Annotated in this window: 9 protein-coding genes; 6 read left to right on the top strand and 3 right to left on the bottom strand. The window is 66.4% G+C overall.

All coding sequences use genetic code 11. The annotated features are described in order from the left end of the window. Window positions 1-7: 7 nt before the first annotated feature. Entirely contained in the window at window positions 8-1,240 is a 1,233-nt protein-coding gene (locus ACQP2D_RS04030) for a M20 family metallopeptidase (protein WP_433682381.1), read from the bottom strand. Further along, window positions 1,233-1,856, bottom strand: coding sequence for a 2OG-Fe dioxygenase family protein (locus tag ACQP2D_RS04035; RefSeq protein ID WP_433682382.1), 624 nt, complete (start codon window positions 1,854-1,856; stop codon window positions 1,233-1,235). The genes ACQP2D_RS04030 and ACQP2D_RS04035 overlap by 8 nt, the downstream gene beginning before the upstream one ends. 535 nt (window positions 1,857-2,391) lie before the next feature. On the opposite strand from ACQP2D_RS04035, the gene ACQP2D_RS04040 reads away from it, so the two are divergent. From ACQP2D_RS04040 to puuE, 5 genes are all read left to right on the top strand, one after another. Next, window positions 2,392-3,249 carry an FAD binding domain-containing protein gene (locus ACQP2D_RS04040; RefSeq protein WP_433682383.1) on the top strand — a complete coding sequence of 286 codons (858 nt, stop codon included), beginning with the start codon at window positions 2,392-2,394 and terminating at the stop codon, window positions 3,247-3,249. Further along, complete coding sequence (locus ACQP2D_RS04045; protein WP_433682384.1) at window positions 3,246-6,104, top strand: molybdopterin-dependent oxidoreductase; 2,859 nt, start codon at window positions 3,246-3,248, stop codon at window positions 6,102-6,104. The genes ACQP2D_RS04040 and ACQP2D_RS04045 overlap by 4 nt, the downstream gene beginning before the upstream one ends. A 115-nt stretch (window positions 6,105-6,219) precedes the next feature. Then, window positions 6,220-7,485, top strand: coding sequence for a DUF6986 family protein (locus tag ACQP2D_RS04050; protein ID WP_433682385.1), 1,266 nt, complete (start codon window positions 6,220-6,222; stop codon window positions 7,483-7,485). Between the two features lie 69 nt (window positions 7,486-7,554). Further along, window positions 7,555-8,559 carry an allantoicase gene (gene alc / locus ACQP2D_RS04055; protein ID WP_433685519.1) on the top strand — a complete coding sequence of 335 codons (1,005 nt, stop codon included), beginning with the start codon at window positions 7,555-7,557 and terminating at the stop codon, window positions 8,557-8,559. Then, on the top strand, window positions 8,556-9,479 hold the full coding sequence (puuE, locus tag ACQP2D_RS04060; protein ID WP_433682386.1) for an allantoinase PuuE: 924 nt from the start codon (window positions 8,556-8,558) through the stop codon (window positions 9,477-9,479). The genes alc and puuE overlap by 4 nt, the downstream gene beginning before the upstream one ends. Window positions 9,480-9,548: 69 nt before the next feature. Here the strand turns inward: puuE and ACQP2D_RS04065 are convergent, their stop codons facing one another. Beyond that, on the bottom strand, window positions 9,549-10,688 hold the full coding sequence (locus tag ACQP2D_RS04065; RefSeq protein ID WP_433682387.1) for a lipase family protein: 1,140 nt from the start codon (window positions 10,686-10,688) through the stop codon (window positions 9,549-9,551). 453 nt (window positions 10,689-11,141) lie between these two features. On the opposite strand from ACQP2D_RS04065, the gene aceA reads away from it, so the two are divergent. Further along, window positions 11,142-12,431, top strand: coding sequence for an isocitrate lyase (gene aceA, locus ACQP2D_RS04070; RefSeq protein ID WP_433682388.1), 1,290 nt, complete (start codon window positions 11,142-11,144; stop codon window positions 12,429-12,431). The last annotated feature ends 141 nt before the right edge of the window (window positions 12,432-12,572 follow it).

A 12,572-nucleotide genomic window follows, 5' to 3' on the forward strand; every position in this document is an offset into this window, starting at 1 on the left:
GGTCGCGCTATGCGCAGCGGCGGACCGCCAATGCGGCCAGCGTTCGAGCACACGCGGTCATTTCGCTGATGAGCACATGATGCTCGGTGTTGGGGGTGGTGCCGCGCGGTCCGAACAGACAGCATTCGATGCCTGCTCGGCTGAGGTGGGTGGTGTCGTTGCCGCAGTACGAATAGGGCAGCGCCAAGCCGGTCTCCTCGACGTCGAAGTCCGAGACCTGGGGGAGCAGTTCGGTGATGTCGCGCACCAGCTGGCAATCGGGAGACATATCCATCGGCGGCATATCGGTACCGCCGACGCGAAACAGCGGGTCGATCGGATGCTCCACGCTGATTGTGGCCTCGCGGAACCGGGGGCGGAGGCGATCGAGTGCGGTGTCGATCGCCGCGGTGACGTCCTCGGGTTCGTACGGCGGCGGGTAGCGGAGGTCGATGAGTGCCGTCGCCTTGTCGGAGCAGTAGGAAATGCCCGAAAGATCATGCGACTCACCACGTCCGGCGAGCACACTGGCCACCTGCAACCGGGGCAGCGGTGGAAAGTCCGCATTGCGCAAACCCAGATCGGCCTCGTCGAGGCGATCGAGCACTTTGCGCAGCACCGCGATCGCGTCGACGCCCTCGTCGAATCGACTGGTGTGGGCGGTGCGGCCGCGGACGACCACGGCGAACTTGTGCACCCCCGCGGTGCGGGTGATGACTCGACGGACCGAATAGGGCTCCGGCACCACGGCGGCGTCGGCCGTCAATCCTGCTGCCAGCGCGTATTTCGTGCCTACACCACCCTGGAGTTCGCCGACCACGAACTCGAGCAGTAAGGGCCGTCGTAGCGGAATTCCGCTACGACGCATCGCGATTGCCGCGCCGATCATGGCGGCCAGACCGCTCTTCATATTGTGCAGACCGGCGCCGAAAAGCTGATCGCCCAGGCGTTGCGCCGTGAACGGATCGTCCGGATGATCCCGGCCGAGCGGATCCATATCCAAGTGGCCATTGAGCATGAGTGCCGGTGTGTTGTCCGGCGATCCGAGCAGTCCGATCGTCTGGTATCGCCCCGGCTGAACTTGCTGTTCGAATGTTTGAATATCGTTGTTCGCCAGCAGTTTTCGGACATGTACTGCCAACTCCGTCTCCTGTCCGGTGAACGAGGGGACGGCGGTGAGCTCGGCAGCGATATGCACGAGCTCGTCCTCGGGGAGCAGGCGGTCCAGCCCGCTGATCACTGTGTCGATCGAGTCAGTCACACCTTCGGAATCCCAGTAGTAGGACATTTCGATACGCCTGCACGCCGGATGCCATCGGCTGAATCTCGCTGGTGAAGTGTTGGACACGCTCATCGTCGAAGACGTAGGAGTCCAGCGGCTGCTCGAGCTCGAATGCCGCCAGTTTGTTTTCCGGGTCGGCTCCGTCGTAGATCGAGGAGATTCCGGTGTCCTTCCGCAGGTTTCGGCGCTCGATCAAGTGTGCGGATCCGGCGATCAGCCCATCGCGGTGCTTACCCTCCGGTGCGGGTTCACCGGGGGCCGTGATTGCCATGTAGTGGGCATCGACGAGCACCTTGGGCGTGCGATCGGCCGACAAAATAGCTTCCGCCGCCAGAGATTTGGCGACGACCGCCGCGATCTTCCTGGTCGGCTCGGTGGCGGGATGTCCGGGTGCGATCTGTTTGAATCGGCGTTCGATTCCGCCGACCAGGCGATTGACCTCGAGCGATTGCACATAGGGCTGCGGCTCGTCGATCGGCGTGAAGTTCATATCCCCGACCGACAGCGTGAAGCAGGCATAGGCCCGCCGCCGATAGGTTCCGCCGTTCGGTAGCCACTTGTCCAGCTCGGTGTCGTCGTGGAATGTGCGTTGCAATACCGCACGCTCGTCAGGGGACAGATCGAAGTCATGCTCGGCGAGCCGCCAGAAAGCGGCGCTCGTTCGAGTTCGGGCCGCGAGGGGCTCGAGATCGTCACTGATCTCGCCCGTCGAGTGCTGGTTAATAGCCGGAACCTTCCGACGGTGACGGTGGGGTGTTCGATGCACGAACCGCGCGGCTCGAGAATAATGCCAAATTCCGACAATTCAAGCTTTGGGTGATCAATAACGCGTGTCGAGTGGTTTAACTCGGTGGCCGCCGTCGGATCGTCCTTCGGCTCGGGGAAGAGGCCCCGCCGTTCACGTGATCGGGACGACCGCGATCCCGGCCGACAAAGTGATCGAGCATGCCCGCAGATCGCCCGGAAGCAATTCGCTGCATAGTTGCTGACGTGTGCCGAATGCTCGAGCGAGGATAGAAGTAGATCTGGTTGTGGTTACCGCCGCGCAACCTGGGCTCGGTGTTGTGAAATGTTGCCGCAACGCTGCGCTCCTAGGGTTGGTGGTAGTGGTCTGTGGAGCGAGGTGTGGCGTGGATCTGGACACGATTCGGGATGTGGTTGTCGCTCGAGAGCGGGCTGACCTGGCTTTTGTCGGTGGCGCATGCGGAGTGCTCGCCGGCGGGACGTTTTTGTTCTCCGAGCCGCAGGAGGGGTTGGATCGGCTGGTCGATATCACCGGGTTCGGGTGGCCCGCGCTGATGGAGACGGGCGGGGGGTTGGAGATCGCGGCTACCTGCACGTTGGCGGAGTTCGCTGGGGCGATGCCGGGGCGGGAACTGGGGATGGCGGTGTTGCGGGCGGACTGGCCGGGGACGGCACTGTTCGCGCGGGCGTGCCGGGCGTTGCTCGCATCGCACAAGATCTGGCGAACCGCGACCGTTGGCGGGAATGTGTGTCTGTCCTTGCCCGCGGGTGCAGTGCTGGGTTCGCTGGTGGCTTTGGACGGCGTCGCGCTGGTGTGGTCACCGGACGGCCGTGATCGGCGGATTCCCCTGCGGGAGTTCGTGCTTGGGCCGGGACGCAATGCGCTCACCTCGGGTGAGGTATTGCGATCGATCACCGTTCCATTTCGAACCCTGCACGCGCACACCGCTTTCCGGAAGATCGCGCTGGCTCCGCTCGGTCGTTCGGGGGCCGTCGTCATGGGGCGTCGTGAGCTGTACGGCCAGTGTGCGATCACCATCACCGCCGCCACCGGCCGACCTGTTGTGCTGGATTTCGCTGCGACACCTGGTGATTACGAAGTATCCGCCGCGGTCGAGGACATCGATCCGACGCTGTGGTTCGGCGATCCGCACGGCGCACCGGACTGGCGCCGTCACGTCAGCGGTGTGCTGGCGCGGGAGGTGGCCGCCGAGCTACGCGGCGAAGCCGGTGATTCGCAATGAAATTCGAGGTAGACGGCAAAACTGTGCGGGCCGATCCGCGACCGGGCCAATGCCTGCGCACGCTGCTGCGCGAGCAGGGTGTCTTCGCGGTGAAGAAGGGCTGCGATGCGGGTGACTGCGGAGCCTGCACCGTTCAGCTCGACGGTGTGTCGGTTCACTCCTGCATCATTCCCGCCCACCGCGCCGCCGATCGCACCATCACCACCGCCGCCGGCCTGGGCACCGCCGAGCAACAGCATCCGATCCAACGGCGATTCGTGGATTCGGCGGCCTTCCAATGCGGCTTCTGCACCGCGGGCATGGTGGTCACCGCCGCGGGCCTCGGTTGCGGCGGACCGATCGCGCCGGATCCGGCAGAACTATCGGAGCTCATGAAGGGAAACCTCTGCCGCTGCACCGGTTATCGCGCAATCGCGGATGCGCTGACCGGCACGATTACCGAGGCTGCGGCCGAGCCACGGAGCGAGACCGATACGACCCTTGGCTGCGGTATGACAGCGCACACCGGCGCGGCGGCCGGCCAGGCAGCCTCGGCGGGTGACGCCACTTCAGCGGAGCACACCGCCTTCGGACGAGCGGGCACCGGCGTCGGTGCACCCGCTGGACCTCGGATCGTCACGGGCACTGAACCGTTCACCTTCGACGTCTCGCCGCAGGACGCACCGACCACCACGGATGCTCCGCCCATCGCCCCCCTGCATATCGCGGTCCTACCGAGCCCACATCCGCACGCGCGGATCGTCTCCATCAACACGGCCGAGGCCGAAAAACTGCCCGGCGTGCACGCGGTGCTCACCTACGTCGATGCGCCGGATATCGCGTTTTCGACCGGGCGCCATGAGCTTCGCGCCGACGATCCCGACGACACCTATGTGCTCGATCGCACGCTGCGATTCGTCGGCCAGCGGGTTGCCGCCGTGGTGGCGGAGAGCATGGATATCGCCCGTGCGGGCTGCCGCGCACTGGCGGTCGAATACGAGACCCTGCCCGCGGTATTCGATCCGGCCGAGGCATTGCTTCCGGAAGCACCGAAACTGCATGGTGGAAAGCCGGATTCGGCTGGCATCGCCGATACCGAGCGGAATCTGATCGCCGAGGTGGACGGCGAGGTCGGCGATGTGGCGGCGGGTCTGGCCGCGGCGGCGCAGGTGGTCAGCGGTATCTGGCAGTCGCCGCGCGGCCAGCACGTACATCTGGAAACCCACGGCGGCATCGGCTGGTTGGACGAGGACGGCAGGCTGGTCATCCGGTGCAGCACCCAGGTGCCGTTCCTGGTTCGTGACGAGCTGTGCCATCTGTTCGGGCTGCCGCGGGATCGCGTGCGTGTCTTCGCCAAGCGGGTCGGCGGCGGGTTCGGGGCCAAGCAGGAGATGCTGGCCGAGGATCTGATCGCGCTGGCCGTGCTGCGCACCGGGCGACCCGTCCAGTACGAATTCACCCGGTCCGACGAATTCACCAGCGCCACATGCCGTCATCCGATGCGGGTCGCGGTCACCGCGGGCGCGGATGCCGACGGCGTGCTGACCGCGCTCTCGATCGACGTGCTCGCTGATGCCGGTGCGTACGGCAACCACAGTGTGGGCGTCATCTTCCACGGTGTCGGCGAATCCGTCGAGGTCTATCGCTGCGCCAATAAGCGCGTCCAGGCAAGAGCGGTCTACACCAACAACATTCCCTCCGGCGCCTTCCGCGGCTACGGCCTCGGGCAGATCATCTTCGGCGTCGAATCGGCCATGGACGAACTGGCGCGCGCACTCGGCATCGACCCGTTCGAATTCCGCCGACGCAATGTGGTGGTGCCCGGCGATGAGTTCGTCGGAGCCGAAGCCGACCGGGGCGATCTGGCATTCGGCAGCTACGGCCTCGATCAATGTCTCGACCTGGCCGAGCGAGCCATTCTGCGCGGCAATGGAGTTCCCGCACCCGGCCCGGACTGGCGGGTCGGCACCGGCATGGCACTGGCCATGATCGCCACCATCCCGCCGCGTGGCCACCGCGCCGAGGCCACCGCCACTCTGCTGCCCGACGGACGCTACGAGATCCGAGTCGGCACAGTGGAATTCGGCAGCGGCACGACAACGGTGCACGCCCAGCTCGCGGCAACGGCATTGCGTACCGATGTGCGCCGCATCGTGATTCGCCAGTCGGACACCGATGTCGTCGGCCACGACACCGGAGCCTTCGGCTCGACTGGCATCACGGTCGCAGGCAAGGCCTGTTACCTCGCGGCAGTGGCCTTGCGCGAACACATCCTGGTCCGGGCGGCGAAACTAACCGATCGCCCCGAGGCGGAATGCGTTCTCGAACCGGCGGGTGTCCGCTGCGGCGACCGGCTGGTCGGTGTCGCCGAACTACTGGCCGACGGCGAGTTGTCCGGGCAGGGCGAACACGCGGGCAGCCCGCGTTCGGTCAGCTTCAATGTGCAGGCATTCCGGGTCGCCGTGCGGCCGGAGACCGGGGAGGTGCGCATCCTGCACTCGGTCCAGGCCGCCGATGCGGGCACGGTGCTCAACCCGGTGCAGTGCCGCGGCCAGGTGGAGGGCGGGGTCGCGCAGGCCATCGGCACCGCGCTCTACGAGGACATGCGCTCCGACCAGGGCGTGGTAACCACCCCGACGCTGCGGCATTACCACATCCCGCAGCTCGCCGACCTGCCGCGCACCGCGGTCTACTTCGCCGACACCATCGATGACCTGGGCCCCCTCGGTGCCAAGTCGATGAGTGAATCGCCATACAACCCGGTCGCCCCCGCGCTGGCGAATGCCATCCGCGATGCTGTCGGGGTACGACAGACCCGTTTGCCGATGACGGCCGACCGGATCTGGCGAGCACTTCAGGAAGGAGCTCGAGGGTGATTTCCCCGCGACGCGAGCGTCAGGCCCGGAGGAGGCAGCGTGCGTAACCACGGAGGGCCCGGGAGCGGCGCAAATCCAACTCCGCGACGCGAGCGTCAGGCCCGGAGGAGGCAGCGTGCGTAACCACGGAGGGCCCGGGAGCGGCGCAAATCCAACACAGCTACCCGAGAACGTCCGCGCGGAGATCGACGCGGTGCTCGACGCGGTCGACGCCGATCTGCGCACCCGCTATCCGGACCCCGACGGCCGGGTCCAGCCGATTCACACCGCCTATGTGCCCGCCGACCGCGCCACGGCCGACACCCCCGCCGAATGGGGGGCGGTGGCGACCGAACTCCTCGATCGCCACTACGATCTGCTCGCCGAACTCGACCACACCGACGCACTGCCCACCGTGCGCGCACAACTCGAGCGGCACCCGATCCAGGATCTGCGCATCGACTTCGAGGACGGCTACGGATTCCGGGCCGATACCGAGGAGGACAAGGCCGCGAGCAATGCGGGCACGGTGCTCGCGGAATGGGCGAAGCTGCCCGGTGGGCCGACGAGTCTGGGTATCCGGATGAAGGGACTGGCCGGCTCCGAACGCGACCGCGCGCTGCGCACCCTCGAGCTGGTATTGGCTGCGGCGGGCGGCGTACCAGCGGGTTTCGTCTTCACCGTGCCGAAAATCCGGGCGGCGGAACAGGCCTCGGCACTGGTGGCACTGTGCGAGGGATTCGAGCGCGGTTTCGGACTCGATGCGGGCACGCTGCGGTTCGAACTGCAGATCGAGAGCCCGCAGGCGATCATTGCCGCCGATGGCAGCGCCCCGATCGCCAAGATGATCGGTCTGTCCGAGGGGCGCTGCAGCGCACTGCATTTCGGCACCTACGACTACACCGCGGCATGCGGGATCGCCGCACCCGATCAGGCGCTCGACCACCCCGCCGCGGACTATGCGAAGTCGGTCATGCAGGTCGCCGCGGCCCAAACGGGCGTGTGGGTCTGCGACGGCTCCACCCAGATCGTCCCGGACGGCGAACCGGAAGCCGCACTGCGCAATCACCATCGGCTGGTCAGCCGGGCCCTGCGCCTCGGTTACTACCAGGGCTGGGATATGCACCCCGGCCATCTGGTCACCCGCTGGCTGGCCACCTACGAGTTCTTCCGGCAGGCCATCGATGTCGCGGTGCCACGCCTGGTGGCCTATCTCGATCGGCGTTCCGGCGGCGTGATGGACGAGCCCGCCACCGCGGAGGCCTTGGCCGCCACGGTGTTGCGCGGCGTGCACTGCGGTGCTCGGAGCGCCGTCGAATTGCGTTCGCTCGCACCGGCATTGACCCCGGAGGTATTGGGTGCGCTGGTCGCGCGTGCGCCGATTCCGCAGGAAGCGGTGTGAAATGAACCGGTCGCGGGATTCCCACGCGAAACAGGAGGTGCGATGAGTGCAGTATCGCGAAGCGATTCGATGCGGGGCAGTCCTCGGGCGACGGGTGGGCGCGACCCGGTCGAGGTAGACGATTTCACGCTACTGCCCGATCTGGCGGTCCGCCCGCTCGGCGGAGCGGTGATCTGGGCCAACGATGAATTCTTCGCGGAGAAGGAGAATTTGATCAATCCGGGCCCGTCGGAATACCGGCCGTCGACCTTCGGGCACAAGGGCCAGATCTACGACGGCTGGGAAACCCGCAGGCACCGCGGCCGCCCCGGCGACGACTCCGCCATTGTGCGCCTCGGCGTGCCCGGCGTGATCCGCGGCATCGTGGTCGACACCGCCTGGTTCAAAGGCAACTATCCGCCAACGATTTCGGTCTCCGCACTGGAGATCGAGGGCTATCCGCCCGCGGAAGCCATTGCCGACCGCGATGATTGGGTGACCCTGATCGACCGCGCCCCGGTATCCGGTGACAGCCGCAATCCCTTCGTCATCGAGAACGAAAAACGTTGGACCCATGTGAAACTCACCATGCATCCGGACGGCGGCGTGGCCCGGCTGCGCGTGCACGGCGAGGGCAGGCCCGATCCGAGGCTGCTCGGCCTCGGCCCGCTGGACCTGGCCGCGCTGGAGAACGGTGCCCTGGTCCTGGACTGCTCCAACCGCTTCTACAGTTCGCCGAACCAACTGCTCTATCCGGGATTGGCCAGGAAGATGGGTGATGGCTGGGAAACCGCCCGCCGCCGCGACGACAGCAATGACTGGGTGCGCATCCGGCTCGCCGGTCCGGGCCTCATCCGGCTCGCCGAGATCGATACGTCGTACTTCCTCGGCAACAGCCCCGGCTCCGCCCGGCTCACCGGACACACCAATGACGGCACCGAACTCGAATTGCTGCCGCGCACCGAACTGCTGCCCGATACCAGGCACCGATTCGCGATCGCGCCGATGGCGGCCTCGGTGGAGGAGGTCCGACTGGATATCTATCCCGACGGCGGTCTCGCGCGGCTGCGCCTATATGGAGAACTCGGGGGATGAGCGACACCGACATGAATCAGCGCGACTTCATCGGATACGGATCGACACCGCCGGATCCGAAATGGCCGGGCGATGCGAAGATCGCCGTGCAATTCGTGCTCAATTACGAAGAGGGTGCGGAGAACAGCGTTCTGGACGGCGACCCGCATTCGGAGACCTTTCTCTCGGAAATGACTCCGGCACAGGCCTTTCCGAACCGTCACATGAGCATGGAATCGCTCTACGAATACGGCTCCCGCGCCGGACTGTGGCGGGTCCTGCGTGCCTTCGAACGCCGCGATCTGCCGCTGACCATTTTCGCCGTCGCCCGTGCCATGCAGCGAAATCCGGAGGCGGTGGCCGCTTTTCAGGAACTCGGCCACGAAATCGCCAGCCACGGCCTGCGCTGGCAGTCCTACCAACTCACCGACCGCGATACCGAACGCGCGCATATGGCCGAGGCCGTGCGCATCCTCACCGAGCTGACCGGTTCGGCCCCGCTCGGCTGGTACACCGGCCGCGACTCCCCGCACACCAGGGAACTGGTGGTCGAACACGGCGGATTCGTCTACGACTCCGACTCCTACGCCGATGACCTCCCGTACTGGGTGACCGTGCACGGCCGCAACCACCTGGTGGTCCCGTACACCCTCGACACCAACGACATGCGCTTCGCCTCACCCGCGGGCTTTCCCAGCGGCGACCAATTCTTCGCCCACCTGCGCGACGCCTTCGACACCCTCTATCGCGAAGGTGCGGAGGGCAGCCCGAAAATGCTCTCGATCGGCCTGCACTGCCGCATTGTCGGCCGTCCGGCCCGCATCGCTGCCCTGGAGCACTTCTTGGACCACGTCCAATCCCACAATGACGTCTGGATCACCCGCCGCATAGACATAGCCGAGCACTGGCGCGACACTCACCCGCCGGTGCGCAGCGACTGACTCCGGTCCGAGCGCCCACGGATTCCGCGGAATCAGGAATGGGCGCTCGGGCCGTTCGGTGCCGCCGCGTCAGGCCAACAGACCGCGCACGAACGGCAGCGAATCCCGTAGCGACGCATTGACCGTCCCGTCGTGATCCTCGAAATAGGTGTGCACCGTGACCGGCTGCCGGTTGACCACGAGCACCGCCGCGAACCGCAGCGTTTCCGGCGTGATCACATCCGTATCGCGCAGTCCCTGCCCGAGGAACAGCGGCTTGTCGTAACCGGATTCGGGCAGGCCCAGGTATTCGTGCAGCAGTCCGTGCACGTTCGGAATTAGTGCGAGCGGCCGTGCGAACAGATCGCCGATCAGTACGCCGCTGGCGCCGAGCTCATGGTGCAGCGGGGTGACGCACACATCGCGCGCCCGGGTGAGCCATGCGCGTCCGGAGTCGCTCAGGAAGGACTCGATATCCAGCTCGGGGTAGGCCGTGCGCAATCCGTTCAGGATGTAGAGCACGTAGGCGGTGCTGTACGGGTTCAGCTTGATCGGCGGCACAGCCGGCCCGAGCAGTTGCAGAACATCCTCGATATACGCGGGCACGCCGGTGCCGACCGCACCGCGATAGTCGAGTTCCGGCCCGCCGAATTCGGTCGCGTACCGCGCGGTGGACACCGCCGCGCCGCCGCCCTGTGACTGCCCGACGACCACCCATTTCTTCGCCAGCGACGAGTACTGCCCGGTGGCGGCCTTGACCGCGTCGACGACGTTGTGCGCCTCCACGCGTCCGTCGAGGTAGGGATGTTCGCCGGGCGTGCCGAGTCCGGCGTAGTCCGCGGCCACGATCGCGTAGCCCTGCGCCAGCCAGGTCCCCAGATACGCCCAGTCCCGTTCGACGGCGCTGGGCCCGGCGATGCTGTAGGCGCAGTTGTCGCCGAGCCCGACCGTGCCGTGGGCCCACGCGATCACCGGCCAGCCGCCCTCGGGGGCCGGGCCGGGCGGGAAGTAGACCGCGGCGCTGGCCACCGTCGGTGCGTCGTTCACGGTGGTGGTCGAGTACACGAGGCGGCTGGAGTTCACCGAACCCGGCAGCGTGGCCACCGCGGCCAGCGGTGCGACGGATACGACGGTGCCGGGATCGGCCTGTTCGGCGCCCGCTGCCGGCAGCCGCAGCAGGCTCGCGCCGCATGCGACGGCGATCGCCGTGGTGAACCACAGTTTCCGCATAACGCTCCTATCGGGCGTCCACGATGAACTGGACGCCCGCCCGAGAGTTCGAATGTCGCACCAGTCTGCCCGATCGTGTGCCCGGTCACTCGCTCGGAGGTGGCGGAGGCCACACGAGTGCGTGTGAACGTCCTCACAGCGCGGAATGCCGGGCGCGTCGGATGGGCGTACCCGGTGCGGTCGCTAACAGTACGAGCGTTACGCTAAAACCGCATGTCAGCACTACCGGCGGGTAGGTTTCACGCGTGCAATTCGCAGGCTAATTTCGCAAAGTTAGCAAAGATCGGTTGAAACCTAGCTCTGATTCACACTTGCAACAGGTAGACGGCTATTTCCTGGTGTGCCATCGTGTGGAAGTACACCCCATGGGCCTAGCAAGCCTGCAAATTGCCGCCACAGCAGTTCGAGCGATGCTCGACCGTGGAGCACCGAAACGAAGAAGTGGAGTCAGAGATGTCGAACGTCGGCACCCCGAAGACCGCTGCCGAGATCCAGCAGGATTGGGACACCAACCCGCGCTGGAAGGGCATCACCCGCAACTACACCGCCGAGCAGGTGTCGAAGCTGCAGGGCACTGTCGTCGAAGAGGCCACCCTCGCCCGTCGTGGCTCGGAGATCCTCTGGGACCTCGTCAACAACGAGGACTACATCAACTCCCTCGGCGCCCTCACCGGTAACCAGGCGGTCCAGCAGGTCCGTGCCGGCCTGAAGGCCATCTACCTGTCCGGTTGGCAGGTCGCCGGTGACGCGAACCTGTCCGGCCACACCTACCCGGACCAGTCGCTGTACCCGGCCAACTCGGTGCCGTCGGTGGTCCGCCGCATCAACAACGCGCTGCTGCGCGCCGACGAGATCGCCAAGGTCGAGGGCGACACCTCCGTCCAGAACTGGCTGGCCCCGATCGTCGCCGACGCCGAGGCCGGCTTCGGTGGCGCGCTGAACGCCTACGAACTGCAGAAGGCCATGATCGCCGCCGGTGCCGCCGGTGTGCACTGGGAGGACCAGCTGGCCTCCGAGAAGAAGTGTGGCCACCTGGGCGGCAAGGTGCTGATCCCGACCCAGCAGCACATCCGCACCCTGACCTCCGCGCGTCTGGCCGCCGACGTCGCCGACGTGCCTTCGGTGATCATCGCCCGCACCGACGCCGAGGCCGCCACCCTGATCACCTCGGACGTGGACGAGCGCGACCGTGAGTTCCTGGACGGCACCCGCACCGCCGAGGGCTTCTTCGGTGTGCAGAACGGCATCGAGCCCTGCATCGCGCGTGCCAAGGCCTACGCCCCCTACGCCGACCTCATCTGGATGGAGACCGGTGTGCCGGACCTCGAGGTCGCCCGCAAGTTCGCCGAGGCCGTCCGCGGCGAGTTCCCGGACCAGCTGCTGGCCTACAACTGCTCGCCGTCCTTCAACTGGAAGGCGCACCTGGACGACGCGACCATCGCGAAGTTCCAGCGTGAGCTGGGTGCCATGGGCTTCAAGTTCCAGTTCATCACCCTGGCCGGCTTCCACTCGCTCAACTACGGCATGTTCGACCTGGCCTACGGCTACGCCCGCGAGGGTATGACCGCCTTCGTCGACCTGCAGGAGCGCGAGTTCAAGGCCGCCGCCGAGCGTGGCTTCACCGCCATCAAGCACCAGCGTGAGGTCGGTGCCGGCTACTTCGACACCATCGCCACCACCGTGGACCCGAACACCTCGACGGCGGCCCTGAAGGGTTCCACCGAAGAGGGCCAGTTCCACTGATCCATGGCGGCGCTCCGCGCATACCGATAGCCCTCTACTCCCAGTAGGGGTGTACCGCCCTCCCCGCTGAACAGCCCCAGCGGGGAGGGCATCCCTATACCTTGGACCATCGAAGGACCTGCTCACATCCGAGCGTCCTTC

Origin of the sequence: Nocardia sp. CA-119907 (assembly GCF_050955995.1) — a bacterium.
Taxonomy (GTDB): domain Bacteria; phylum Actinomycetota; class Actinomycetes; order Mycobacteriales; family Mycobacteriaceae; genus Nocardia.